The 26,336-nt window shown below is 48.8% G+C and carries 23 protein-coding genes, 1 pseudogene and 1 riboswitch; of the genes and pseudogenes, 18 read left to right on the top strand and 6 right to left on the bottom strand.

What is annotated here, in order from left to right; translation table 11 throughout:
* Positions 1-90: 90 nt before the first annotated feature.
* The 5 genes from ACES2C_RS06690 to hflX all read left to right on the top strand — a co-directional run bounded on the left by ACES2C_RS06690 (position 91) and on the right by hflX (position 4,948).
* A complete protein-coding gene (locus tag ACES2C_RS06690; RefSeq protein WP_374166209.1) occupies positions 91-537 on the top strand; it encodes a cytochrome B in 447 nt (148 codons plus the stop codon).
* 245 nt (positions 538-782) lie between these two features.
* Positions 783-2,213 carry an anthranilate synthase component I family protein gene (locus tag ACES2C_RS06685; RefSeq protein ID WP_374166208.1) on the top strand — a complete coding sequence of 477 codons (1,431 nt, stop codon included), beginning with the start codon at positions 783-785 and terminating at the stop codon, positions 2,211-2,213.
* A complete protein-coding gene (locus ACES2C_RS06680) occupies positions 2,210-2,788 on the top strand; it encodes an aminodeoxychorismate/anthranilate synthase component II (RefSeq protein WP_374166207.1) in 579 nt (192 codons plus the stop codon). Before ACES2C_RS06685 ends, ACES2C_RS06680 begins: the two co-directional genes overlap by 4 nt.
* A 33-nt stretch (positions 2,789-2,821) precedes the next feature.
* Positions 2,822-3,670 carry an indole-3-glycerol phosphate synthase TrpC gene (gene trpC / locus ACES2C_RS06675; protein ID WP_374166206.1) on the top strand — a complete coding sequence of 283 codons (849 nt, stop codon included), beginning with the start codon at positions 2,822-2,824 and terminating at the stop codon, positions 3,668-3,670.
* 99 nt (positions 3,671-3,769) lie between these two features.
* Positions 3,770-4,948 (top strand): GTPase HflX, encoded by a 1,179-nt coding sequence (hflX, locus tag ACES2C_RS06670; protein ID WP_374166205.1) that lies wholly within the window; start codon positions 3,770-3,772, stop codon positions 4,946-4,948.
* 21 nt (positions 4,949-4,969) lie between these two features.
* On the opposite strand, the gene ACES2C_RS06665 is transcribed toward hflX, so the two are convergent.
* Complete coding sequence (locus ACES2C_RS06665; protein WP_374166204.1) at positions 4,970-5,818, bottom strand: universal stress protein; 849 nt, start codon at positions 5,816-5,818, stop codon at positions 4,970-4,972.
* Positions 5,819-6,068: 250 nt separating this feature from the next.
* Between ACES2C_RS06665 and rbfA the strand changes: the two genes are divergently transcribed.
* The 4 genes from rbfA to ACES2C_RS06645 all read left to right on the top strand — a co-directional run bounded on the left by rbfA (position 6,069) and on the right by ACES2C_RS06645 (position 8,451).
* Positions 6,069-6,443 carry a 30S ribosome-binding factor RbfA gene (rbfA, locus tag ACES2C_RS06660; RefSeq protein ID WP_374166203.1) on the top strand — a complete coding sequence of 125 codons (375 nt, stop codon included), beginning with the start codon at positions 6,069-6,071 and terminating at the stop codon, positions 6,441-6,443.
* A complete protein-coding gene (locus ACES2C_RS06655) occupies positions 6,440-7,081 on the top strand; it encodes a hemolysin III family protein (protein WP_374166202.1) in 642 nt (213 codons plus the stop codon). Before rbfA ends, ACES2C_RS06655 begins: the two co-directional genes overlap by 4 nt.
* Positions 7,074-7,757, top strand: coding sequence for a peptidoglycan DD-metalloendopeptidase family protein (locus ACES2C_RS06650; RefSeq protein WP_374166201.1), 684 nt, complete (start codon positions 7,074-7,076; stop codon positions 7,755-7,757). Before ACES2C_RS06655 ends, ACES2C_RS06650 begins: the two co-directional genes overlap by 8 nt.
* Before the next feature lie 118 nt (positions 7,758-7,875).
* Positions 7,876-8,451: a TonB family protein gene (locus tag ACES2C_RS06645; RefSeq protein WP_374166200.1), complete on the top strand. Its 576-nt coding sequence runs from the start codon at positions 7,876-7,878 to the stop codon at positions 8,449-8,451.
* 20 nt (positions 8,452-8,471) lie between these two features.
* On the opposite strand, the gene ACES2C_RS06640 is transcribed toward ACES2C_RS06645, so the two are convergent.
* The 3 genes from ACES2C_RS06640 to ACES2C_RS06630 are packed head-to-tail and all read right to left on the bottom strand — an operon-like array spanning position 8,472 to position 11,082.
* A complete protein-coding gene (locus tag ACES2C_RS06640; RefSeq protein WP_374166199.1) occupies positions 8,472-9,668 on the bottom strand; it encodes a DUF1501 domain-containing protein in 1,197 nt (398 codons plus the stop codon).
* Positions 9,669-9,691: 23 nt separating this feature from the next.
* Positions 9,692-9,997, bottom strand: coding sequence for a hypothetical protein (locus tag ACES2C_RS06635; RefSeq protein WP_374166198.1), 306 nt, complete (start codon positions 9,995-9,997; stop codon positions 9,692-9,694).
* Positions 9,994-11,082 (bottom strand): DUF1800 family protein, encoded by a 1,089-nt coding sequence (locus tag ACES2C_RS06630; protein ID WP_374166197.1) that lies wholly within the window; start codon positions 11,080-11,082, stop codon positions 9,994-9,996. The genes ACES2C_RS06635 and ACES2C_RS06630 overlap by 4 nt, the downstream gene beginning before the upstream one ends.
* Positions 11,083-11,319: 237 nt before the next feature.
* Here ACES2C_RS06630 and ACES2C_RS06625 point away from each other — a divergent pair, with 237 nt between their 5' ends.
* The 3 genes from ACES2C_RS06625 to aat all read left to right on the top strand — a co-directional run bounded on the left by ACES2C_RS06625 (position 11,320) and on the right by aat (position 15,863).
* Complete coding sequence (locus tag ACES2C_RS06625; protein ID WP_374166196.1) at positions 11,320-13,218, top strand: DUF3857 domain-containing protein; 1,899 nt, start codon at positions 11,320-11,322, stop codon at positions 13,216-13,218.
* Positions 13,215-15,152, top strand: coding sequence for a DUF3857 domain-containing protein (locus tag ACES2C_RS06620; protein ID WP_374166195.1), 1,938 nt, complete (start codon positions 13,215-13,217; stop codon positions 15,150-15,152). Before ACES2C_RS06625 ends, ACES2C_RS06620 begins: the two co-directional genes overlap by 4 nt.
* A 78-nt stretch (positions 15,153-15,230) precedes the next feature.
* Positions 15,231-15,863, top strand: coding sequence for a leucyl/phenylalanyl-tRNA--protein transferase (aat, locus tag ACES2C_RS06615; protein ID WP_374166194.1), 633 nt, complete (start codon positions 15,231-15,233; stop codon positions 15,861-15,863).
* Here aat and ACES2C_RS06610 read toward each other — a convergent pair.
* Complete coding sequence (locus ACES2C_RS06610; protein ID WP_374166193.1) at positions 15,860-18,754, bottom strand: DEAD/DEAH box helicase; 2,895 nt, start codon at positions 18,752-18,754, stop codon at positions 15,860-15,862. The two genes, aat and ACES2C_RS06610, sit on opposite strands and share 4 nt — an antisense overlap.
* 152 nt (positions 18,755-18,906) lie before the next feature.
* A riboswitch (TPP riboswitch) is annotated at positions 18,907-19,067 on the top strand.
* 82 nt (positions 19,068-19,149) lie between these two features.
* Here ACES2C_RS06610 and ACES2C_RS06605 point away from each other — a divergent pair.
* The 6 genes and pseudogenes from ACES2C_RS06605 to ACES2C_RS06580 all read left to right on the top strand — a co-directional run bounded on the left by ACES2C_RS06605 (position 19,150) and on the right by ACES2C_RS06580 (position 25,148).
* Positions 19,150-21,186, top strand: coding sequence for a TonB-dependent receptor (locus tag ACES2C_RS06605; protein ID WP_374166192.1), 2,037 nt, complete (start codon positions 19,150-19,152; stop codon positions 21,184-21,186).
* 122 nt (positions 21,187-21,308) lie between these two features.
* Positions 21,309-21,518, top strand: coding sequence for a hypothetical protein (locus ACES2C_RS06600; RefSeq protein ID WP_374166191.1), 210 nt, complete (start codon positions 21,309-21,311; stop codon positions 21,516-21,518).
* A gap of 81 nt (positions 21,519-21,599) precedes the next feature.
* Positions 21,600-23,250 (top strand): annotated as a pseudogene (pafA, locus tag ACES2C_RS06595) (alkaline phosphatase PafA).
* Between the two features lie 6 nt (positions 23,251-23,256).
* On the top strand, positions 23,257-23,892 hold the full coding sequence (locus tag ACES2C_RS06590) for a thiamine phosphate synthase (RefSeq protein ID WP_374166190.1): 636 nt from the start codon (positions 23,257-23,259) through the stop codon (positions 23,890-23,892).
* A gap of 90 nt (positions 23,893-23,982) precedes the next feature.
* The gene (locus ACES2C_RS06585) at positions 23,983-24,555 is read left to right on the top strand and encodes a thiamine pyrophosphokinase (protein WP_374166189.1); all 573 of its coding nucleotides are present in this window, start codon (positions 23,983-23,985) and stop codon (positions 24,553-24,555) included.
* Between the two features lie 80 nt (positions 24,556-24,635).
* On the top strand, positions 24,636-25,148 hold the full coding sequence (locus tag ACES2C_RS06580) for an N-acetyltransferase family protein (protein ID WP_374166188.1): 513 nt from the start codon (positions 24,636-24,638) through the stop codon (positions 25,146-25,148).
* On the opposite strand, the gene ACES2C_RS06575 is transcribed toward ACES2C_RS06580, so the two are convergent.
* A complete protein-coding gene (locus tag ACES2C_RS06575; protein WP_374166187.1) occupies positions 25,145-26,260 on the bottom strand; it encodes a DUF4407 domain-containing protein in 1,116 nt (371 codons plus the stop codon). The two genes, ACES2C_RS06580 and ACES2C_RS06575, sit on opposite strands and share 4 nt — an antisense overlap.
* Positions 26,261-26,336 lie beyond the last annotated feature (76 nt).

Raw genomic sequence — 26,336 nt, 5'->3', positions numbered from 1 at the left:
CCCGCCCCTTATATCGCTTAAAATTCAATTTGAGACGGGATGTGTTAGTATATTTTCGTTTATTTGAGGCAATCAATCAATCGACTTGTTATGTATCAGCTCTTATTTCAAGCCCATTCAGGATTACGTTTTATCGTTTTTATCGCCCTTGTGATCGCTACTATCCTTGCCTTTTCCGGCTGGTTCGGCAATAAGCCCTTCACCAAAGGCAATAAATCGTTCAATCTGATCACACTCATTTCCACTCATATCCAGGTAGTTATCGGCCTCTTCCTCTACTTCGTGAGCCCCTTTGTTCAGTTCCAGAATATGGGAACGACCATGAAAGACGCTACTTTAAGATATTGGACAGTGGAACATGTGGCGATGATGCTCGCCGCTGCTATACTCATCACCATTGGAAATGCTAAATCAAAGCGCTTTGTGAACAGTGTCGACAAACACCGGTCGGTCGCCATCTACTTCAGCCTGAGCTTGCTGATCATTGTAGCAGCTATTTTACAGGGAGGAAGACCCCTGTTCGGCATCAGCCATTAGTACCGTCAAAAGCAGAAAAAACATCCATGCTATTGACAATTTAATTTGCTTTAACTTCATTTGTATTATGTTAGCAACTAAATATATTCAGAACTGGTGGTGGCAGACATCGTATGGCGCCGGGAACGGATATGTTTATACTGGATAAGTTTTCAACCGATACAGATAAATAGATTAAAAACCCGACGCTTCAGTGCCGGGTTTTTTTGTATCCCGGCATGAGCAAAACTTAAACATCAAGCATCATGTACAAACTGCATACTTCTTTTAAGAAACTTCTTGCCGATACAACCACTCCGGTGAGCATCTATCTTCGTCTCCGCGACGTTTATCCCAACAGTATCCTCCTGGAAAGCTCGGACTATCACAGTCGCGAGAACAGTATGAGCTATGTATGCTGCGACCCGATGGCCGGCATTGTGCTCAACGGCGATACGCTCACTGCTACTTTCCCTGACGGGACAAGCAAGGCAACCGATGTCAGCAAGCTGGACCTTCAGAAGGAGATCACCAATTTTCGTGAACAGTTCGAATATGAAAGTGATCCTGCCTTCAAGTTCATTTCGAATGGGCTCTTTGGGTACTTCACCTACGAGACGATCCGCCACTTCGAGGATATTACGCTTCACTCGGCACTGTCGCCGGCCCGTGACATTCCCACGCTTCAGTACCATATTTACCGCTACGTGATCGCGATTGATCACTTCAGGAACGAACTATACCTGTTTGAGCACGGGCTTAGTGCTGAAGAACCTTCAGGACTTGAAAAGCTGCAGTACCTCACTCAGAACAAAGATTTTCCGCAGTATCCTTTTGAATCGGATGCCGCTGAAGATTCGAACCAAAGCGACGAGGAGTTCATCGAGATCGTGGAAAACATGAAGAAGCATATTTTCCGCGGCGACGTGTTTCAAATTGTACCATCAAGAGGATTTTCGAAGGCATTTAAGGGGGATGAGTTTAACGTGTACCGCGCTCTGCGGTCGATCAACCCCTCTCCGTATCTTTTCTATTTCGACTACGGCAACTTTAAGATCTTTGGATCCTCGCCGGAGGCCCAGCTGACCATCAAGAATGACGAAGCCACCATCTACCCCATTGCCGGAACCTTCAGGCGGACGGGGAACGACGTGCTCGACGCTCAGCTGGCGGATAAGCTGGAGAACGACCCCAAGGAGAGTGCTGAGCATGTGATGCTGGTTGATCTGGCTCGTAACGACCTGAGCCGTCATTGCAGTAATGTGCAGGTCAAGGCCTTTAAAGAAGTGCAGTATTACTCACATATCATCCACCTGGTGTCAAAAGTATCGGGCAAGCTCAAGGAAGGAACCGACCCATTCTTTGTGGTGGGCGACACGTTCCCTGCCGGCACGCTGAGCGGTGCGCCGAAGTACCGGGCAATGCAGCTGATCGACAGGTATGAAAAAACAGGAAGAGGCTTCTATAGCGGGGCCATCGGTTACCTGGGGTTCAATGGCGACTTTAATCATGCCATCATGATCCGGTCGTTTATGAGCCGCAATAACGTACTGCACTACCAGGCCGGTGCAGGCATCGTGGCCGATTCAGACCCGGTAAGTGAGCTCAATGAAGTGAACAATAAAATTATGGCCTTGCGCAAGGCCATAGAACTGGCAGAAACCATTGTCCCAAAAACAGAAAAGACTGAAGCATGAAGATATTAGTGATAGACAACTACGACTCATTTACATTCAATCTGGTGCATCTCCTTCACGAATGCGGTCATGACCCGGTGGTATGGAGAAATGACAAGTTTGATCTGAAAGAAGTGGAACAGTTTGACAAGATCGTCCTGTCGCCCGGTCCCGGCATCCCTTCGGAAGCGGGACTATTGCTGGATGTGATCAAAACGTACGCTCCGAGCAAAAGCATCCTGGGCGTTTGTCTGGGAGTGCAGGCCATTGCTGAAGTCTTCGGAGGCAGCCTTTACAACCTTTCCTATCCGGTACATGGCCGGGCGACAGAAATGCAGGTACTCGACAACGAGGAGACGCTCTTCAGGGGCTTGCCGCAGACCTTTAAGATCGGGCGATATCATTCCTGGGCGGTGAACAGGGACGACCTGCCCGCCGACCTTCAGGTCACAGCCAAAGACACAGAGGGCGTGATCATGGCGCTCAGGCACCTTAAATATGACGTGAAGGGCGTGCAGTTTCACCCTGAGTCGGTGCTGACGGATCACGGGAAAGCAATGATCAGCAATTGGCTGCTGAACAAAGAAGGAAATTAAAGAGATATCTTCAAAAAAACTTAAAGAAAGAAAATGACACACCCAATTTCGGAGACCTCGCTGTTCAGGAATCCGGGCGGCATTCTGGAGGACATTGCTAAAAACAAGCTGGTGGAGGTGCGCGACGCCCGGCACAGTGTTCCCGTGAGCAGACTTGAAGAAACAGAGATGTTTTCAAGACCGTGCTACTCCCTGCGTGATTTTATGCTGGCGGCAGACAGGACGGGCATTATTGCTGAGTTTAAACGGGCTTCACCATCAAAAGGCACGATTAACAGTACTGCCGATGTATCCGTTGTCACGAGCAGCTACGCAGCGGCGGGAGCTTCCGCTTTATCTGTCCTCACCGACAGAAAGTTTTTCGGAGGGAGTGTTGCCGATCTGGTTGAAGCGAGGGCGAGTAACACCATTCCGGTTCTCAGAAAAGAGTTCATTCTTGATGAGTACCAGATCATTGAGGCCAAAGCGATAGGAGCCGATATTATCCTGCTGATCGCGTCGATCCTCAGGCCGGTTGCAGTTGCAAGGTTCGCCAGACTGGCCAAAAGCATCGGGCTTAATGTCCTGCTTGAAGTTCACAACCTGGCTGAGCTGGAAGAGAGCATCTGCGCCGATGTCGATGCAGTGGGAGTGAACAACCGGAACCTTTCTGATTTTTCTGTGTCCGTTCAGCATTCCTTTGACCTGGTAAGTAAGATCCCCAGTGAGTTTTTAAAGGTTTCTGAGAGCGGAATCAGTAATCCGGGCATTATTCTTGAGTTAAAAAGAGCAGGATATGACGGATTTCTCATTGGAGAAAATTTTATGAAACAGGACGAGCCGGGCGCTGCAATGAAAGCCTTTTGTATGGAGCTGGAAAAGCTGCAGGGGGAAGGATACTAGTTGGCGACCGGAGCGAAACTGGCACTAACCAACCTCAGTGGCTAAGAGTTTGGGCAGCAGGCCCGACAATTAGTCAGTGACGACAATTTTTAATAATACATGGCGAGACAAAAATTTTATGATACGGCAGTGAAGCCGGAACGTGCAGTACTTGTCGGCATTATTACGCCGGATGAGACTGACGAGCTGGAGCGGGAGTACCTGGAAGAGTTAGAGTTCCTGGTCGAGACAGCGGGAGGAATTACCGAAAAAACATTCACTCAGAGGATGCAGCGAGCGGACAGGGCGACGTTTGTGGGGAAGGGAAAACTGGAGCAAATTCAGGCTTATGTAAAGTCGGAAGAGATTGATCTGGTAGTATTTGACGACGAGCTGTCGCCCTCACAGATTCGAAATATTGAACGGGAGTTAGAGGTCAAGATCCTTGACCGGAGCAATCTGATCCTCGACATCTTTGCCCGCAGGGCGCAAACGGCGCAGGCGAAGACCCAGGTAGAGCTGGCACAGCTTCAATACTTATTGCCGAGGCTGACGAGGATGTGGACCCACCTTGAGCGGCAAAAGGGAGGGATCGGAATGCGCGGTCCGGGGGAGTCGCAGATCGAGAGTGACCGCCGGATGATTCAGAACAAGATCGCTCTCCTGAAGGAAAAGCTGAAACTGATTGACAAGCAGAACGAAACGCAAAGAAAAAACCGGGGAGAACTTGTACGGGTAGCGCTGGTGGGCTATACCAATGTGGGTAAATCTACCATCATGAACATGGTGTCCAAATCGGACGTCTTTGCCGAGAACAAGCTCTTCGCGACGCTGGATACGACCGTCAGGAAAGTGGTGATAGAAAATCTTCCCTTTCTGCTTTCTGACACTGTCGGCTTCATTCGCAAGCTCCCTCACCACTTGGTCGAGTGCTTTAAGTCGACCCTTGATGAAGTAAGAGAGGCAGATGTGCTGATCCATGTGGTCGACATCTCTCATCCGAACTTCGAGGACCAGATCAGAACGGTTAACGAAACATTAAAAGACCTTGGTGCGGCCGACAAGGAAACGATCACTGTTTTTAATAAGATCGATGCCTACACGCATGAGGGCGCGGAGGAAGGTCAGACCTTAACCCTCGAGGATTTCAGGAACACCTGGATGAGCCGCCACAACATGCCTGCTGTCTTTATCTCTGCACTAAACAAAGAGAACGTAGACGAGTTCAGAAAACTGGTATTTGAGAAGGTCAGAGATATTCATATGCAGAGGTATCCATATGCGCCTATCCCCTCCTGAGAGGGGACAGGTGCATAGTTTCTATTCAGCCCTGAGCAGCAGGACGGGCTTTTCCGAGCGGAAGGTGAGCCGTGCAGAGACGCTGTCATGAAGAATGGACTCGAAGAAACTGTACTTTCTCGGCAGAGAAATGATAATCTGCGCCTTGCTATGTTTCGCGTAATCCAGAATCCCTTCCGCAACATTCTTGTGCTCTGTAAACTGGTATTCATGCTCCACATCGGTAAGCATCTCATCAAGCAGGGCCTGCTCTCTGAGCACCTCTTCCTTTAGCTGCTCGCCTTTGGGATTCACGTTCAATACCTCCAGCCTCGAGCCGAACGTCTTGACGATATTCTTCAGACTATGAACGGGCATCGTCTCGGAAACCTTGCGGAAGTCACAGGCGAGCACCACTTTTTCTACCGGCTTAAAGAGCGCGCAAGGGGGCACCACGAGCACAGGCCTGCTGGAGGTCCTGGCAATTTTTATAGTGTTGGTTCCGAGGGACCGGTCGTCCATATCATTCCTTCCATTACTGCCAATCACAACCAGAAAGGGATCCTCGTGTTCGTTCACCTCGTTAATGATAGCGAGCAGGCTGCCTTCCTCTATGCTGATATCGACGGGCACTTTTTTCTCGCAGAGCGAGCAGAGCCGGTCTTTAAGGTTATTCAGTTTCTTCACGAACTGATTGTGCATGCGCTGAATATCTTCGTCGCCGTACTGTGTATAGTCAACAGAGGGCAGTATCGTTTCATAATAGCCAACCCGAACAACATGCAGCAGCAGGAGCCGGCAGTTTCCTATTTGCTGAGCAATGCGCAGGGCATACTTGGCAGCGTGATCGGAAGCCCTGGAAAAATCAACCGGAACAAGAATAGTTTCCATATCGTCAGTTTTAAAGATCAATGGTCATTTAGGTTCAGAGCGCTTATGAGGGGCCGGCAAAGGCAGGCGCTTAAGCCTCCGTGTCTCGTAAAGGTACAAAAAATGAGATTTTCGAAAATGCGCCAGATCACATACAGAAGACCTGGCGGCCCTTTCAGCCTGTTTTCATAAAGGAATTTACGTACCTTTGACAGGAAAGAAGGATTTATAATTCTTCTCAACTTTAGTCAGGAGGCAACGTTATTATAAGATGGAAAGCAAACGACAGCAAAAATTCGCGGGAGTTATACAGAAAGACCTGGCGGAGATCTTTCAGCGGGAAGGCATGAGTTTTCTGCCTAATACTCTTGTTACCATTACAAAGGTGAGGGTGACCCCCGACCTGGCGATTGCAAGGGTTTTCCTCAGCTTCTTCAACAACCAAAACACATCGCTTGCACTCAATACAGTAAAAGCACATGCAAGCGAGATACGCTATAAATTAGGGAGCAGGATTAAGAATCAGGTGCGGATCATCCCTCAGCTGGAGTTCTTCGTTGATGATACGAACGAGTATGTGGAGCGGATGGACAAGATCTTTGATAAGATCAGCAAGGAGCCGCGCCAGCCTGATACTGACGAATGAGGGCAATCAGGGAGCCTGTTAATTTCTACACGCATGCCCTGCCCGCACTTCTGGCTATCCCGGCGTGTGTCCTTATTTATGTGAAAGCACAATCTCCTGCTGAAATTGTCTCGGGCTTTGTTTATAGCGGCTGTGCCTTTCTCTTGTTTCTGATCAGCGCCGTCTATCACGGTTTTTCAGGATCGGAAAAAGGACTTCGCTTCTTGCAGAAGTGCGACCATTGCTGCATCTACCTGATGATTGCCGGAACCTATACGCCTACCTCCCTGCTTGTCTTTGCAGGATGGATAAAATGGGCTCTCCTGGCCGTCGTGTGGGCTATTGCTGCGACAGGCTGTATTCTCAAAATCAGGGACAGGCTGCTGAACGAGCGTGTATCTCTTGCACTATACATTTCGATGGGCTGCCTCATCGTACCTCTCATCAGCCAGATGCTCTCGGTGCTGCCCCTTGCCGCCATATGGTGGATGCTTCTGGGCGGCGTTTTCTATATAGGGGGGACCTACTTTTATTATCAGGACAGGCCTTGCGGGAAACGCTTTCATACGCACGAGATCTGGCATGTTTTTGTAGTGCTCGGCGCTTTATCACACTTTATTTATATCTATTATTATCTTTTAGATGGCAAACATGCCTGACATCAAACTGAATACAGCAGCTCAGCAGGTGTTTCCTGTTGTAGATTTTAACCCTGCGTATGACCGGCTGCTGGCAATGGATTTTACCAGTAAAAACACCTCGCTGAGCGAGGCCGTTCTTAAAGATACCGCAGCTTTTTCTGCCTACGTAGAAGAAGAACTAAAGCAGCATTCATGCCGCTACGGCATCGGAGGATATGCTGAACATCGCACCATTTACAGCCGCAGTGAGCACTTTGATACTGCGGGAGGAGAACCGCGCCGTTTGCATCTCGGCACCGACATCTGGGGCAGTGCGGGAACACCGGTCTATTGTCCGCTCCCGGCAAGGGTGCACAGCTATCAGTTTAATGACCGGCATGGCGACTACGGCGCAACGATCATACTTAGTCACGGAGCAGGAGAAGAGCATATCTACAGTCTTTACGGGCACCTTAGCCTGAGTTCTATCTCAGGATTAAGTGAGGGAGAGGAGATCAGAGCCGGCGCCCGGTTTGCCGAGTTCGGAGTTCCTGAAGAAAACGGGCACTGGCCTCCGCATTTACACTTCCAGCTCATTCTCGACCTGGAGGGAATGAGAGGAGACTACCCTGGGGTATGCCGGTACTCAGAGCGGGAACGGTACCTGGCCAATTGCCCTGACCCTCAAATAATTCTTTCTCACACCTTTCAATAATTCCATTGTTTCTTCGTTATACAATGGTATGATCCTGAATTGGTTATTGATTACATGTCTGGCGCTGTTTGATAAGCCGGGGGGAGATCAACCTTCCTTCAGAGGGGGGAAGAGAGGCATGCAAACTTTTATATCCCAAAATCTGATCTACCCGGGCTACTCCAGGCAGAACTGTATCCAGGGCACGATAGAAGTGAGCTTCAGACTGGGCACGAATGGACAGGTCTATGGTTCGCGGGTAGAAAAAGGCCTGGGTGTCGACCTCGACGATGAGGCGCTGCGGATCGTGCGGCTGAGCTCGGGAAAATGGCTGGTACCAGCCGGCTTTGACACCACCAGTATCATGACTATGCCAGTTACCTTTAGCCTGAGTGATCGCGGCTGTCTTACGCAAAGCCCCAAAGATATCAGAAACGCCATCAATGCTTACCGTGCTCAGCAAGAACTGACAGCCGCCATTACGAACTTCTACTCCCAAAAAGAAAAGGGCAAGTATACCGAAGATGACGAGAAGAAGATCATGCAGCTGAAAGAACAACTCGGATATAACGAGGAGTATATCGATGAAGTGATTCAACAGGCACAAAAGAAATTAAGACAGGGCGACAAAGAAGGCGCCTGCGAAGACCTTCGCTTTGTTAAAAAGCTGGGCAGCAGCAAGGCTGACCGGCTGATAGAAAGCAGCTGCAACTGAGTACCGGCATCTCCGCCGAGCTACAGGAAGTCCAGATTTGAAAAATTACGGTTCAGTACCACCCGGTTGCTCACACCCAGCCACTTATCCAGAACGGTAGCGTAGACAGAGCGGAAGTCTATCTTATATTTCAGGTCGCCGTTATCGAGATCCGTAAGGTCAGGAACATCGTTAAAAATCCCTTGCTTTTTCAGCGAGCCGCCGAAAACAAAGAGATTGTTAGCTGTGCCGTGGTCTGTTCCATTGCTGCCGTTCTGCTCCACTCTGCGGCCGAACTCAGAAAAGGTGAGTACAAGTGTGTCGTCTAGCTTACCGGTCAGCTTCAACTCCTTTAAGAACGTGCTCAGTCCTTCGCTATACTGCCTGAGCAGCCGGCCTTGTTGCTCCACCTGCCCGGTATGCGTATCAAAACCGCTCAAGGAAACATAATACACGCGGGTGTTGAGGCCGCTGTTAATAAAACGCGAGACTAATTTAAGCTGATTGGCAAAAGCAGTTTGCGGATAAGAGACCTTGTTCTGGTAGGTCCTGGACGTTTGCTGTATATACGCCGCGGAAGAGGATGTCTCGATCATCGTCTTATAGAGGTACCCCAGATTATCCTCGTTGAGGTGCTCATCATGCGCCCTGGTCACTTCGCTGAAAAACGGCTCCCTTGTATTGTTAAGAAGCTTCGCCGGCTCCCGCACCGCGATCCCCTTTTTAGACTTTCCCTTAAGAGCGAGAGACAGGGAATCGTCGACCTCTATCGCCGACCAGGGTTCGCGGCAAACCTGGCAGTTTGAGTCGAGGTAGCGGCCCAGCCAGCCCGACGTGAGGTACTCGTCGGCCTTGCTTGCGGTTTGCCAGATATCCATGGACCGAAAATGAGAGCGGTCCGGGTTGGGATAGCCGACGCTGTTGAGGATGGTCATCCAGCCCTGATCGTATATCTCCCTCAGGGCCTCCATATTAGGATTAAGCCCCTGCAGGTCATCCAGCCTGATCACATCGCGGGGGGCAAGTGCTATACTTTTCCTCATCTGGTAGTAGCCGTCGAGACCGTAGGGAACCACCGTGTTAAGTCCGTCGTTTCCGCCGGAGAGCTGAATCACGACGAGGTTCTTTAATCCCTGCGATTGCTCTTCAGAATACGCCTCAAAGGGCTTTAAAAAAGCAGGTACCAGAATCGAACCTGAAGCAAGGATTGAGTTCTTTAAAAATTCTCTTCTTTTCATAGATCGGCATCAACATAAGCCTGTCAGCAAAGCTGATATTCAGGCGTACTAAGCAATTGTAACACGATATTCTTTGTACTGTCTCCGTTTATTGCCGACAACAGACGTTCATCCGTTTTGCCGGCGATCAGCAAATAAGCGAGCTCCTCTTTACTTATGCCGGCAGGAAGCCCCTGGAAAAAGCCGGTCCAGTCGGGTACGCTGCCAATCTTCCTTTCAACATTCGACTGCCTCTTTCTCAGTGCGGATATAAGCGCTTCGTCTTCTGGATCCGCTTTGCCGTCCGACTCGATTGTCCCTCCGTTCAGCAACAAGGAGGGGAGTTTCATGCGGGTAAGCAAAGAAGAACTGTCGATCCAGCTTCGCCCCCCGGCCAGCCTGCCACATTGGGAGGATAAAAAAGAGCCTGTCCCATAGACCGCTGCAGCTGAAGGAGGATTCGCTCGTTCTCATACCGGATGTTAAACTGCCTGTTTAATCCTGTCAGGAGCTCAACCGGCGACTTGATCTTATTTCCCACATTACGCGAATGATAAAACCAGTCAGCAGTAAAGAGCTTCCTCAGCAAAGGTTTCATCTCGTAGCCGCCGGCGTAAAACAAATTTCCCAGCTCCTCAACATGCCTGGGGTCGGGAATGTCGTTCACAAAGAACTTATACAGCTTCTCTGCAATAAAAAAAGCGGTCTGCTTCTTTTGCAGGATGATATCAATGATCTCCTCTCCGGCAAAGCTGCCCTTCTGTCCGAGGAATACCTTGGTTCCGGAGTCGTGCTGCCTTTCATTAAAGAAAAACTCGCCTGAATCTCTATTGTACTGCCATCCGGTAAATGCCCTGGCCGCCTCCTTCACATCATTTTCTGTGTAATAGCCCCTTCCAAGTGTGAAGAGTTCCATTAACTCGCGGGCGAAGTTTTCGTTGGGGTGGGTTTTCTTATTCTGCTGATTATTCAAAAAAGACAGCATGGCAGGGGCCTGGGACACCTCCAGAAGCATCGTCCTGAAGTTACCGAGGGCATTCTTCCTGTGAATATTGTTGAGCTGCTGAAGATAGTATCCATCATTAATCCGGCAGGCGAAGTGGCCATGCCAGAACAAGGTCATCTTTTCCAGGAAGGGGCATCCGGACTCTGCAAGCCGCTTCATCCAGCCAATATTGACCTGCTGTTCCTGCTCGTTTCTCCTCCGCAAATAATCCCTGATCTCTTCTTCTGAAGGATTCGACTCCTTGGGAGGCCGCGTGAGGCGTTCGCTTACTTCCTTAAGGGGCGCAGCCTTTTCAGACTGCTCCATCAGCCTTTCAAAAGCCTTTTCAACAGGAGTGCCGCTCAGCTGCTGCAATTCATGATAGCAGATCCCGAAAGAAGCACGTGAATACAAGTGTTTTAAGCGGTCATTGTGTTCGGTGGTCAGCATCCTGCGATTTCTAACGTGACAGATGTAATTCTTTATTCATTTTGACCATAATAGCGCTAACAGGTTTAATACAAATAAACGCGGGAGCTTCAGCTTTTATTTTTCGATTGCTGTTGCAATTTCAAAGCTAATTTCTACCTTTATTACAGACCTGGAACTTATAACAATCATGAAAAAGACTTCCTTATTTTCTGTTTACTGGGCCTGGCACCGTTAGCCAAAGCTCAGAATGAAACCATGCCCTACGGAAAGATCAGCACCGCAGATCTTGAGTTAAAAGAATGCCCGTTTGAGAAAGATGCCAATGCCATGGTGCTCTTTGACAAGGCCGATGTTTACTTCGATCAAAATTTCGATATCGTAATGGAACGGCACAAGCGTGTGAAGATCTTTAATGAAAAGGCCAAAGACGCTGCAAACGTGAGGCTGGAATACTATTCTATTAATCATTACGAGGAACTGTACGGTCTGCAGGCTCAGACAATTAACCTGAAAGACGGCAAGACCGTGATTACGAAGCTCGACAAAAAGCAAATCTTCACGGAAGCTGTCGATAAAAACCAAACGGCGCTCGTCTTTTCTTTCCCTGACGTGCAGCCAGGCTCCATCATCGAGTTTAAGTACCAATGGAAGACCGGCTCGTTTTCAAACTTCCCCGACTGGGAATTTCAGTCGGATATACCGGTAAGATACAGCGAACTGACCACCTCTGTTCCTGATCTGATCTACTACAAGCCGCAATATCGTATCCACCAGCCATTTTTTAAGAACAAGACGAGCTCAGAATCAAAGTCGCTGGGTACCGGCACCGAATCAGTCGGCTATACGGTTGATATCAGAACGCAGGCGCTGCAAAACGTTCCCTCACTTTCTAATGAACCGTACATGACTTCAAGGAGAGATAACATTGAGTCTGTACAATTTCAACTGGCGCAAATCAAACCTATCGGGGGCTTCGTAAAGAGTTATGCGGATACCTGGCAGAAGGTGGTGAACGGACTGACGGAGGACGAAGATTTCGGCTCGCAGCTCAAGAAGAAACTTCAGGGCGAGGAACTACTGGTTGCCAAGGCCAAAAGTCTGAAAACTACAGAAGAGAAGATCGCTTACCTGTTCAACGAGGTGAGAAATACGATGAAATGGAACGGCGTGGACCGCTGGTATACCAATGACGGCATCAGCAAGGCCTGGCAGAAGAAAACCGGAAATTCCACCGAGATCAACCTGATCCTTTACAGACTCCTGCACCAGGCTGATGTTAAGGAAGCCTGCCCCATGATTGTGAGCACCCGCTCGCATGGAAAGATCAATATTGCATATCCCTGGCTTTATCAGTTCAACCGGACTGTCGTGCATATTCCGGTAGACAGCACCAAAATGTTCGTACTCGATGCGTGCAGCAAGTACCAGCCCTACAACACCATTCCCGATCACCTCCTGAATTCTTACGGCCTGTCGGTAGATAAGGACAGCAAGAAATACGATTTCGTTGAACTGAACGCGCCGGAAGCCGCAAGAAAGAACGTATTTATTACGGCACAAATTAAAGCGGACGGAAAGGTGAGCGGCAATGCCAACATCTACGACTTTGATTATCACAAGATCAGTTCGGCACAGCTCTTCAAGACCGATGGCGAGGAGAAGTTCAAGGAGTGGCTCACTGAGAAAGATAATGCGATAAAGATCAACAACATGAAACTGGAAGGAGTAGATATCGACTCGCTCCCGATGAAAGAGCTCTTTGACTTTGAAATGGAGCTGAAAGGCGTAGACGGTGACTATATTTACTTTAATCCCAACCTTTTCAGTTCTTTAAGAAAAAACCCTTTCCTGGCGGAAAAGCGTACAACGATCATCGACTTTGGCCATCCGAGTAAATATACCATCACCGGGACCTATGAAATACCGGAGCACTTTAAGGCAGACGCACTGCCAAAGAGCCTCAACCTGGTTATGCCCGACAAGAGCATCAGCTTTAAAAGGATAGTGAATGAAGAGGACGGCAGGATCATGATACGGTACGTGATTGACTTTCAGAAGTCGATTTACGTGCAGGATGAGTATCCGTTGTTACGGCAGTTTTACAAGCAGATGTTTGATATGCTGAACGAACAAATAGTACTAAAGAAATCATGAACCGCTTGCTTACCCTGACAAAAGGAGCAGTCCTCTTTCTGCTCCTTTCTGCTTCGCTTACCCTGTTCGCACAAAAGAATGGCATCCCGCCCGAGACCTATACGGCAGCTGCTATTCCTGACTCGATGAAGAAAGGGGCAGATTTCGTAACCCGGTATTATAGCATGGAAATGATGGTCAAACAGCCTTCAAAAGCCGTGATCCGGTGCCACAGTATCAAGACCATTCTAAACGAGAAAGCCGAAAATGAAGCCGTCATAGCTGTCGGATATGATAAGAAATTTTCGTCTGTCAGCAGCATGGAAATGACGGTCTACGACGCGTCGGGAAAGATGATAAAGCGATACAAGAAAGGGGATATGTATGATCACTCGGCCGTCGATAACATCTCTATTATCACCGACGACCGGGTCTTGTACGCCAGTCATGACATCACATCCTATCCGGTAACCGTAGAGCAGGTATATGAGAAGAGCCTGAACAGCTTTTTAGACCTGGGCGAATGGCAGATAGGAGAAAAGAAGGAGTCAGTACAGTTTGGGAGATGCAAGATCTCGGTAAACCCTTCTGTTGGCTTCAGATATAAGGTAAAGAACATCGACCTCCCGCCAAAGCGGAGCACCGAAGACGGCATGGACGTCTATCTATGGGAAGTAAAAGATCTGAAGCCGGTGAGGACAGAAGACGACTGCCCGAACTGGTGCATTCTTCCGCATATCTCATTTGCAACCAATCAGATTGAATGTGACGGGGTGCCCGGAGACATGAGCAGCTGGAAGGGATTTGGACTATGGCAGCAGGCATTGAATAAGAACGTGTCTTCCTTAAGCCCGAAAAGAGAAGAGGAAATCAGACAAATGGTCTCCTCTCTTCCGACAGACAAAGACAAGGCAAAGTTCCTGTATGAATACCTGCAGAAAAATATGCGCTACGTGAGCATCCAGCTCGGCATCGGCGGTTTAAAACCCTTTCCTGCCACCTTCGTTGATGAAAAGAAGTATGGCGACTGTAAAGCCCTTGCCAACTACATGTATACCTTACTTAAGACTGTGGGCATTCCGTCTTATTACACCCTGATAAGGGCCGGAGAAAACGAAGAGCCGGCGGACCCTGATTTTGTAAACGATCCGTTTAATCATATCGTGCTGTGCATCCCCTTTAAAAACGACACTACATGGCTGGAATGCACCAGCAATACCAAGCCATTCGGGAAACTGGGTCCGTTCACCGAAAACCGGTACGGGCTTCTGGTCACGGAGGACGGGGGCAAACTGGTGAGAACGCCGGGCAGCAAAATGGAAGACCATATATTCGACAGCGAGACCAACGTCACAATCGCTGAAGATGGGACAGCGAGGGCAAAAGTGGTGATCAAATCTTCGGGCGAATACAGGGATCTGTTCATGGCCCTGTCTGCTTCAAAAACCGACGATCAGAAAAAATATCTGATCAATTATCTTAACCTCCGCCAACCCGACATCTTTGAACTGCCGCCCGCCTCTGACAAAGATGGCATAAAGGAGGTGACGCTGGACCTTACCTACGAGGCGCTGAGTGATATGAAAGCCGGAGACAAGTACTTCTACCGGCCCAGGATATTTGATCTGTTCAAAGCAACAGTACCAGTGATGGAGAAAAGGAAGAACGACTTCTATTTCTCCCATCCCCTGCAGAAAAAGAACGTTACCTCAATCACCATCCCGGCGGACTATGAAGTTGAGACCTTGCCCGGAGAAATCAATCTGAACTTTAAATACGGGCAGTATCAGGCGAAATACTCCTATGACCGGGAAAAGCATGAGGTTAAAAGTGTATCGACGTTCTCACTCAGCAAACATATCATCCCTGCTGCGCAGTACACCGAAATGCAAAAATTTATGGACGAAGTCTCTAAATCACTGAATAAAAAACTGGTAATAAAGAAGAAGGCTTAGGACTGAAGCAAGATGAGCTTGCGCAGCTTATCTTTGCATGCTTGAGCGTGCAGCTCATGCTTTTTTTAATTGTCCAGGATGATCTTTCAGCTTAATGATGAGGATATTTCTTTCCCACCCGTTGAACTTGCAGAGGAAGATGGTTTACTTGCTGTTGGGGGTGACCTCTCGCCCCGGCGACTCATGCATGCTTATGAGCTCGGCATTTTCCCCTGGTATTCCGACGAAACTCCCATTCTCTGGTATTCACCTCACGAGCGCTTTGTGCTTTACCCTGAGAAGCTGAAGATTTCGAAAAGCATGAGGCAGATCCTCAAAGCAGGCAGGTTTACGATCACCCGGAACCAGGCATTCAGAGAAGTGATCGGGGCGTGCTCGGCTGTTTTCAGACCAGGGCAGGATGGAACCTGGATCACCGATGATATGCAGAAGGCCTATATTAGGCTCCATGAAATGGGCGACGCTCATTCTGTGGAAGTATGGCAGGACGGGGAGCTGGCAGGAGGCTTGTATGGAGTAGAGACGGGGCGCATCTTTTGCGGCGAGAGCATGTTCAGCAGGAAGAGCAATGCATCAAAAGCTGCGCTGATCTGGCTTTGCCAGCATGGGGGATACCAGTTGATCGACTGCCAGGTACACTCGGAGCACCTGGAAAGTATGGGCGCCGAGATGATCGGCCGAGAAGCGTATCTGCAGGCGATGGCCCACTAATTCAGGATCTCCCGGATATCGTCGGCACTCAGCGACTTGACGAAGCTTTCTTCTGTAGTGATGAGGGACTCTGCTACCGAGCGTTTTCTGTTCTGGAGCGCCAGAATTTTCTCCTCTACACTATCCTTGGTGATAAATTTATAGATAAAGACGTTCTTCTTTTGCCCGATGCGGTGCGTACGATCCACGGCCTGCTGCTCAACGGCGGGGTTCCACCAGGGATCCAGCATGAACACATAGTCGGCCTCCGTCAGGTTTAATCCTACTCCTCCGGCTTTCAGAGAGATCAAAAAAAGCTTAATGTCGCTGTTCCTCTGAAACTCATCCACTACCTCGCCGCGGTTCTTCGTGGCTCCATCGAGATACGCGTAAGGGATGCGCTCCTTGTCGAGATAATTCCTGTATATGTCAAGCTGCTTGACGAACTGAGAAAAGACAAGCACCTTATGCCCCTCAGCAAGCACACTGCCGAGCGTGTGTATAACGTTTTCAAACTTCCCTGACTCTCCTTCGTACTGTGCATCAACCATTTGGGGATGGTTAGCAATCTGGCGAAGCTTGGTGAGGCCCTGCAGCACCTGGATCTGCGATCTCTGAAATGATCCGTCCTCCAGCGTTCTAAGCAACTCGTTACGATACTCGGACTTCACTTTTTCATAATACTCGGCCTGCTCCTCGCACATGCTGCAGTAGAACAGCTGTTCCGTTTTTTCAGGCAGTTCTGTCGCCACCTGATTCTTCGTCCGCCTTAAAACAAAGGGTTTAATAATGGCCTGCAGCTTTTTAGCTTTTTCCTCATCCTTCTTCTTTTCTATGGGGTTTACGAAGCTCTCCTGGAAGAATGTCTGGTTCCCGAGGAGACCGGGATTAATAAAGGACATCTGGGTCCACAGATCATTAACCGAATTCTCTACAGGCGTACCGCTTAAAACCAGCTTATGCTTCGACTTCAGTTTCTTAACGGCTTTATAGGCCTTGGAATCCGGGTTTTTGATATTCTGACTCTCGTCAAGGATGATGTAGTTGAAATACAGGTGTTCCATGAGGTCGATATCCACCCGGGTAATGCCGTAGGTGGTAAATATGACATCGTACTGCATAAAACGCCCGACATCCTTGTTCCGGAAAGTGCCTGTATGAACTAATATCTTCAGGCCGGGAGCGAACTTTGTTGCTTCATTCTGCCAGTTGTAGATAAGCGAAGTAGGCATGATGATGAGAGACGTTGATCCCTGCCCTTCTGCCTGGGCCTCTTCCTTTATTTTCTGGAGCAGTGCCAGCGTCTGCACCGTTTTTCCCAAACCCATATCGTCGGCCAGACAGCCCCCGAACTTATATTTACGGAGGAAATGAAACCAGTTGTATCCCGCTTTCTGATAGGGCCGAAGTTCGCCTTTGAAATTCAGCGGAACAGGAGTATCCTCAATTTCTTCAAAGTCGGACAGGTTCCTTATTTTCCGGTCCAGTGTTACTGCTGCCAGGTCGCTATGCGCAACGTCGGTAATTAATCCGATGTGGTGCTTCTTCAACCGCAGTCCGTCATGGCTCTTCTCGGAGAAGTTAAGGAGATTGCTGTATTGCGAAAACCACTGCTCTGGAATGATGGCGATCTCGCCGGAAGGAAGAACGAATTCCCGCACCTTATTCAGGATATGATGTCTGAGATCCAGGAAAGGAACGGTGTACGGTCCGAATCTTACCACTGCCTCGAGGTCAAACCAGTCGTTACTCTCCTTTACTTCGAGATTAATGGCACTCTGCCCGAAGATGAAACGCTTATTCCCGTCGGGCTGCTCAATAATATAGCCGGCATCCATCAATTCCTGATGGTGCTCATTGAGCCAGTCGATCACACTGAAGGCAGCGTCTTCGTCTGATGTCCGCTTGGTCTCCAGTTGAATAAACAATCCGCCCTTGTTTTCCAGTCCCATTTCAAGCAATTGCCTGAGCCTTGCCTTTTCCTGATCGACCGAGCGCCTGATCCGGTGAAAGATGTAATTGTCGTTGTCCTTTTCCATGTGGACCGAGACCTTCCTGTCGCTCCCGGCAGAAAAAACATAGCTTCCATACTTAAAGTAGAGCTGCAGCTGCGACACTCCGCCGGGTATATAGATCACCTTGATTACGGGCACCGCGTCGAACCGCTCGCTATGGATTACAAAGCCTTCTGCATACACATGATGTTTCTCAATCAGCGGGGCAACGAATTTCTCGAAATATGTCTTTTCGGCTGATTTGGGGATGGAGATATACCGCTTATTCAGGAAAGGCTGCAGCTTCTTCCCTTCCAGGTCGCCCTCAAAGAAATAGAGCGTATCCTCAAGCAAGAGCCAGGCCGGATCATTACAGATCACCTGTGCATCCTTGAACATAAATTCGATCCTGACGCCTCCGAATTTAATTGTGGGGAAGTAACGGGTCTCTTCTTCATTCCTCCGGAAATGGAAGAGTACTGTAGCGGGCTCAGCAGCGATAGAAAGCAGCCGCTCCACAGGCCAGCCCTCCTTGCTCATTAAGTACAGGGGCTTGGAGCGAAGCAGGGCCAAAGCCTCGATGATGCGCCTTTCTATCTTAGGCCGGATTGCCGTGTGCAGCTTGTCATCATAGATCTTGCTAAAGAACTCGATCGGTCTGATCGTTTTCTTGTAGTATCTCTTAATGATATGGCCCTGTTCTGTTTCTTCGAGTAATTTAATAAGCTTATGATCAGTCTCATCAAGGCCTATTGAGAATTCCCTTGCTGTGGTGGTGAAAAGCCGCTGATGTGTCAGGGAAAAATCACCATCTGGATTTAACTGAACGACATGAGGTTCAATAAGAAAGCCCAGGTACTCGTGCCTGCACAATGAATAAACGACCTTGTATGGTTTTGAACTTTCGACCCTCAACATCGGTAAATGACTCAATAAAGCTAATTGCCCTAAAAGCTAAAAGGGGATAAACTTAAGGAGAATTATGACTATTTCAAAATAGAGAATGTTCGCTCAGAGATCGTAAAGGCCAATTTAAAGAGAAGCGTAACTGTTTTATTTTACTATATTTGGTCCGTCTTAAGGGGTGCCTTGTTGCGGAAGAGCTTGTTTCTTCCTGACACAAATAAAGGCTGAGATTATACCCACCGACAGCAGAAAGGCTTAAGCCAGAGCTGACTGTCGGGCACCTGATCCGGATAATGCCGGCGTAGGGATGGTAAAAGTTAAAAGAGCACGTGGCCCTTGCGTGCGGTATGTTTAACTGTTTTTTTAAAATCTAAAGTGAAAAAAATGCGCTGTTCGCCATCATGGCGATGCTGATGCCGTACGTGGTTTCAGCCCAACTGTTCTTAAAAGGAAGAATTACCGATCACGCTACGCGGCAGCCTCTGCCAGGGGCAAGTGTCGCAGTAGGCGACCGCTCGGCAACTACAAATGAAAAAGGCGAGTTCAGCATTCCGGTTTCAAAACCCGGCACCTACTTGCTAAAGGTGAGATACATTGGATACCGGGACCTGAGCGACAACGTCAGAGTAAGCGGATCGGAGTGGCTCAACCTTGTGCTGTACAGGAACAGCATAGTCACAGACGAAGTGATTGTGAGAGCCACGAGGGCTCAGGAGAATACCGGCACTACTTACAAAAACCTCAACCGGGAAGAGATCGGCAAAAACAACCTGGGGCAGGACCTTCCCTACCTGCTTAATCAGACCCCCTCGGTGGTAGTGAGTTCTGATGCCGGAACAGGCATCGGATACACGGGCATCCGCATCCGGGGAAGCGATATCACGCGCATTAACGTAACGGTGAACGGCATTCCCCTCAACGACGCTGAGAGCCAGGGCGCGTTTTTCGTGAACCTTCCTGACTTTGCCTCTTCTGTGGACAACATGCAGATCCAGAGAGGAGTGGGCACTTCCACGAACGGGGCAGCTGCCTTTGGCGGAAGTATCAACGTCCAGACCACCACGCGGCGCGACTCCTCCTATGCGGAAATAAACAACACTTACGGATCGTTCGACACCTGGAAAAACACGGTCAGCGTAGGCTCCGGACTGATCGATCATAAATTCACCTTCGATGCAAGATTGTCGAGAATAAAGTCAGACGGGTACATCGACCGCGGCGCCTCTGATCTGAAGTCGTTCTTCCTGACGGGCGCCTTCTACGGGAAAAAGGACCTGATCAGGGCAAATGTATTTTCAGGAAAAGAGAAGACCTATCAGGCCTGGGAAGGAGTCCCGCAGGACAGCCTCGCAACGAACAGGACTTACAACCCTTTCACTTACGAGAATCAGACCGACAACTATCAGCAGGATCACTACCAGCTGCTGTACACCCATACGTTCAGTGATAAGCTCACATTTAACTCTGCCCTCCACTATACCTACGGACGCGGGTATTATGAGGAGTTCAAGACTGACTCCCTGAAAAACTACGGATTCGCTTCTCCGGTGATAAATGGGGCTGCGGTAGAGGAAAGCGACCTTGTGAGGCAGAAATGGCTGGACAATCACTTCTACGGAGGAACTTACAGCTTCAACTACAAGCCTAAAAGCGACCTGGATATCACCTTGGGAGGAGCGTATAATGAGTACCGGGGAAGCCACTTCGGCGAAGTGGTATGGGCAGAAGTCCCCTACGTTCTCCCTCAGGAAAAAGGCATAAGCACCAAGCGCCGGTATTACGACAACGATGCGGTAAAGACCGACTTCAACAGCTATATACGTGGTGTTTATCAGAAGGATAAGTTCAGCGTATTCGCGGATCTTCAGTACCGGCGCGTAGGCTACTCGTTCCTTGGCCTTAACCGCAGCAGGAATAGTGTTCAGCAAAAAGAGACACTCAACTTCTTTAATCCCAAGATAGGAGTGACCTGGCTTCTGAATAGCAAGAGCAACGTGTATGCATCTCTGGCCGTTGCAAACAAAGAACCTAACCGGGACGACTACACCGAATCAAGTGCAGAGAGCAGGCCAAAGGCAGAAAACCTGAAAGACCTCGAACTTGGGTACAGGCGTCAGGATAAGAACTATCAGATTGGAGCCAACGTCTATGGAATGTTCTACAAGGACCAGCTCATCCTGACGGGAGAGATCAACGACGTGGGGCAGGCAACACGAATGAATGTACCCGACAGCTATCGTCTGGGCATCGAACTGGACGGCCAGGTAAGAATTTCCTCTAAGCTCCGCTGGGCAGCTACCGCAAGCATTAGCAAAAGCAGGATCAAGACATTTACCGAGTATGTTGACGACTTGAGCGGCCAGCAGAGCTTTGCCTATAAAAACACCGACATCGCATTCTCTCCAAACTTTGTAGGATCGAGCGAACTGGCATTCACCCCTTAAGGAATGCAGAAATTGCTCTTTTAAGCAAATACGTAAGCAAACAATACCTCGACAATACCTCAAACAGAAGCACTGCAATCGATGCAGCTGGGCGCCCGGACAGAACACTCGACGCATTCTTCGTGAACGACATCCGACTGCGCTATAATACCGGCCTCGGGAGGTTAAAGAACGTGGGCATTACGCTGCTTGTAAATAACGTATTCAACGAACTATACGAAAACAATGGCTATACGTTCAAGTACATGAGCGAAGGAAAGCTCTTTTCGGGCAACGGGTACTATCCGCAGGCCACGCGTAACTTCCTTCTTTCTCTTGGCCTGAAATTTTAATATTGACCCGGAATGGTGCTTCGACGCCATTCTGGGTTAATTAACTTCTATTTTACATATTGTCCTTATCTTTATCGTGTCATGAAGATAAAACACACGTTTCTTGTTGCGCTAGCATGTGCAGCATTTCAAAATGCATCCTTTTCTCAGAGTAAGAAAAACACTCCGTCTTCTTCGCTTCCCCGTCCTAAACTGGTAGTAGGAATTGTGGTAGATCAGATGAGATGGGACTATCTTTACCGTTATTATGACCGTTATACGCAGGGGGCTTTAAAAGGCTCCTGAATCAGGGTTTCAGCTGCGAGAACACCAATATCGATTATATCCCGACCGTTACTGCAATCGGGCACTCCTCAGCATACACCGGCTCTGTCCCCGCTCTTCATGGAATTGCCGGGAACGAATTCATTGATCAAAAGACAGGAAGATCTGTCTACTGTGTGGAAGATTCATTAGTAAACACTGTAGGAAGCACTTCTGAAGCCGGAAAAATGTCGCCCCGTAACTTGCTTGTCAGTACGGTTACTGATGAGCTGAGACTGGCCACGAACTTCCGTTCCAAGGTGATCGGCATCGCGCTTAAAGACCGGGGGGAATCCTGCCGGCCGGACATGCTGCAAATGCCGCTTACTGGTTCGACGACAAGACGGGCAACTGGATCAGCAGCACGTATTATATGCAGGACCTCCCTGCCTGGGTTAAAAAGCTAAATGATCAAAAGCTGCCTGAAAAATATCTGAAGCAGAACTGGAATACCCTTTACCCTGCTAACACCTATGTTCAAAGTACGGCCGACAATAACCGGTACGAGGGCAAGTTCACCGGGACCGACGCACCTACCCTGCCGGTGCAGACCTCAGCGATGATGGCTAAAGACTATTCCATCATCCGAACTACTCCTTATGGAAACACCATCACCTTCGATATAGCAAAGGCTGCCGTAGAAAATGAAAAGATGGGCCAGGGACCTGTTACCGACTTCCTGGCGGTAAGCTTTTCGTCTACCGACTATATCGGCCACCGTTTCGGCATCAATGCAGTTGAGACAGAAGACACCTACCTGAAACTCGATCGCGAACTGGCCGAATTTTTAAGTTTCCTTGATTCAAAGGTTGGAAACGGCAATTACACGGTATTCCTCACGGCCGACCATGGTGCTGCCCATAATCCTAATTTCCTTCTAGACCAGAAGATCCCGGCGGGAATCTTTCCTTCATCTCAGGTGGCAAAGGAATTAAACGATGCCCTTTCCAGGGAATTCAATGAAAGCAATCTGGTTTTGGGACTTGAAAACTATCAGGTAAATCTGAACAATACTCTCATTGCGAGGAAGAACCTGAATGAATCTGCTATTCGCTCAGCTTGCGTGGCTCTTCTTAAAAAGAGGGACGATGTTGCTTTTGCAGTGGACGTTGACAAAGTGGAAGAAACAAGTATCCCGGCAGTGCTTAAGAACAGGATCGTCAATGGATACAACGCGGCACATAGCGGCGTAATTCAGATTATCCCGAAGCCCGGCTTTTTTAGCGGATCGCAAACAGGTACAACCCATGGAGTATGGAATCCCTACGACGCGCACATTCCTTTTGTGCTGATGGGATGGGGAATCAAACATGGCGCAACTAACCGGACAGTTAACATGACCGACATTGCACCTACTATCTCGGCTTTGCTCCACATCCAGGCTCCTAACGGCGCGATAGGGCAACCCGTTACTGAAGCCCTTAAATAAAACTTCATGAAGAAATACATATCGAAGCTTCACTATATCACGCACGACATTGCCGGCCGGAGCCATGTGGAACAGGTGAGGATGGCCTGCGAGGCAGGAGCGAATTGGGTGCAATACCGCTGCTTTTCAAAACCAGAAGCAGAGCTGATTGACGAAGCTCAAATGATTTCAGAGATCTGTGATGAGTGGGGGGCAACCCTCATCATCACAGATCATTATCAGCTTCTCGGAAAGGCAGACATCCAGGGAGTGCATATAGAAGACATGCGCGCTGATTTCAGGGCTATCCGCCAGGAGATCGGTCCGGATAAGACTCTGGGAGCCTCAGCTAACACATTTGATGACATCAGGGCCATCATCATGAGCGGGGTGGTGGACTATGCTGGCTGCGGGCCTTTCTCCGTTACAACTACGAAGCCGAACGACTATCCGCTCCTCGGAACTGATGGATACCGCTCCATCGTTGACGAGATGAAAAAAGCAGAGCTTAGTATTCCGCTCCTGGCTGTAGGCGGCATCACATTAGCAGATGTGGAACCCTTATTATCTACCGGCATCCATGGAATCGCAGTGGCGTCTGCCATTAACGATGCTGCTCATCCTGCTGCGGCCTTAAAAGAAATATACAGGAAAATCTACTGAGGATTGCGATCAGCATAAAGGGAACATTTCTTACTACAGCCTGAAATAGTTAACTTTATAGCTTAACGCTAAGCTTTTGCCTTAAAAACTATGTCCTCTCATCATATCGTCCGCGAAAAACAAGAGCCCGCTCTGCTCATTATGAGCCTTGCAGGATTCAATCTGGAGAACCTCGGCCAACTGCTTGAATGGAGTCCGACCGTAATTGTGAACGACACCGCATATGAGGAAACAGACTCGCTCGGTATCAAAATAGACGGCGTTGTGAGCCATTCTTCTACCCGGCAGCCTGCGCTTCAGCCAGGCACCTTCGTGATCAGGACGGAGGACACCGCACTGGAAGATGCGCTTAAATATCTGGCAGGAGAACAGTACCACTCTGTAAACATTATTGCTACTTCCTTTTGCATCAAGGACTATGCTTTGTTTGCCGAACACCTTACCATGACCATCCTGACCCCTGCAAAAAAGATCTTTCCGGTAAAGAGCGGTTTCAGCAAATGGAAGCCGAAAGGAGAGAAAGTTGAGATCCTCTCAGAAGTGAGGCATTTACAGACACAGGGGCTGAAAAAAACAGAGGAGCATGTGTACCTCACGGAGAAAGAAGGCTTTTATTCGCTGAGCTTCGATGTCCCCTTCATCTTTGTAGCCGAGGACCTGTAGACCGCGTCCGGGGCACATTTTGGGATTGCTACTAACGCTTTTATGCTGTAGTTTAGGCGCGAAAATAAAATGCGCCGAGTATGACAATCAGACCTGCTTATAAAGAAGACATTTCAGTTATCCGGAAGCTTGCGCAAGAGACCTGGTGGCCTACCTACCAGTCCATTCTTTCGGGGGAACAGATCAGCCTTATGCTGGAAAAAATGTATTCAGAAGAAGCTTTAACCGAACAGATGGGCCAGGGACAACAGTTTGCACTTGCAGAATCGGACGGCAGCGCCCTTGCCTTCTGCTCCTTCTCGGGCACGACAGGCGAGAGCATTGTGAAGATCCATAAGCTTTATGTCCATCCCCGGGCTCAGGGTCTCGGCGCGGGCAAGCAGATGATCAATTACATGGAGGAACGCAGCCGTGCACTAGGTGCCTCATTACTCGAACTAAACGTAAACCGCCACAATCCTGCGCTTGCCTTTTACAAAAGAATCGGTTTTGATATTTATCAGGAAGTGGACATCCCCTACTACCAGTTTTTTATGAACGACTACATTATGCGACGTCCAATTGCAGGGGGCCCCGAAGAAGAGTTGCATTAGACGCCAAACTCTTCCATTTCTCTTAACGATTTCGCCCTGAGCATCTTTTTCTGCTTCTCGATTTCGGTGTCGACCTTCGTCTCCTGTACCCCGTCGATCACTGCGATGTCGAAGTCGCGATCCTTGAACGATCCATGAACTGCGCCCTCCTCTACGTTGTTAATCGCAATATCGTAGGGACCGCGATCGCTCATCAGCTTAACGAATACCGGTAAGCACTCAAAGAGAATGAACAATAAGCCGATAAAAGAGATGGCGAGGTACGTCCCTACATCGCGACTGCCGTCGGCGTTGAAGCTTAGCTGCCCCAGCGCCCAGTTCCTGTCGGCGAATCCTGCGACGTTAGAAAGGCTATCGAGCTGCTTTCCGCTAAACATCCTTTCGCTGGTAATTCCATCCATGTCCTTTCTTTTGGAGATGTAGTTCTCCATCTGCGCAATCTGTCCCCTTACCGACTCCAGCCTGGCGGTTTTCTCAGTAAGAACAGACTCTTTCTGCTTTGCATAGGTCCCGTAGCCCACTTTACCCGATGTCTGGTTGGTTTTATCCCCAAAGATCTCCTGATTAAGGACGTAGCGTGACCGGTTGATATCTTTTTCCAAAGAGTCCTTTTCGGCATTTAAGCCTTTCAGCTTGCTTAACTCGCTTCCGTATTTGTTTGAAAAGGTGAGATTGAGTGTGTCTATTTTTGACCGCTGACCGTTCAGGTAAGTTGTTCTCAGCTTTTGTCGGATCTCTTTGTCGAAGATCTTCAGCTCAAGCGGCCTTGATATGACGATGCCGATCATAATGGCGAGCAAGACCCGCGGTGTGGCCTGCAAAATCTGTTTCCCTGACGACCCGTTCTTGTTTATGCTGGAGACGATGTAGCGGTCCATGTTGAAGATGGCAAGCCCCCATAAAAGCCCGAATAAGATTGCAAAAAGGACAGCAGCGGGGCTGCCGGAAAAAACGAAATACATGGCATACCCTCCCGAAAGAGAAGCAAAAAGAGCGGTAAAGAATATGGTAGCCCCAATACCTACGTATTTATTATGTTCTGTAGGAAATCTTTTCAAAGTAGCTACATGCACTCCCGAGCAGAACCAAAAAAAATCGGTGATCTTCTTCATCAACAACGTAATAATAGTATGATAATAAAACGACCTAAGCCTCTGGTTGTTACAAGCTAAATAAAATATTAGCCCC

This window comes from Arcticibacter sp. MXS-1, assembly GCF_041902385.1.
In the GTDB taxonomy this organism is placed as follows: Bacteria; Bacteroidota; Bacteroidia; order Sphingobacteriales; family Sphingobacteriaceae; genus Arcticibacter.
The sequence above is the reverse complement of the archived record's forward strand: the minus strand, read 5'-3'. Positions and strand labels throughout refer to the sequence as shown.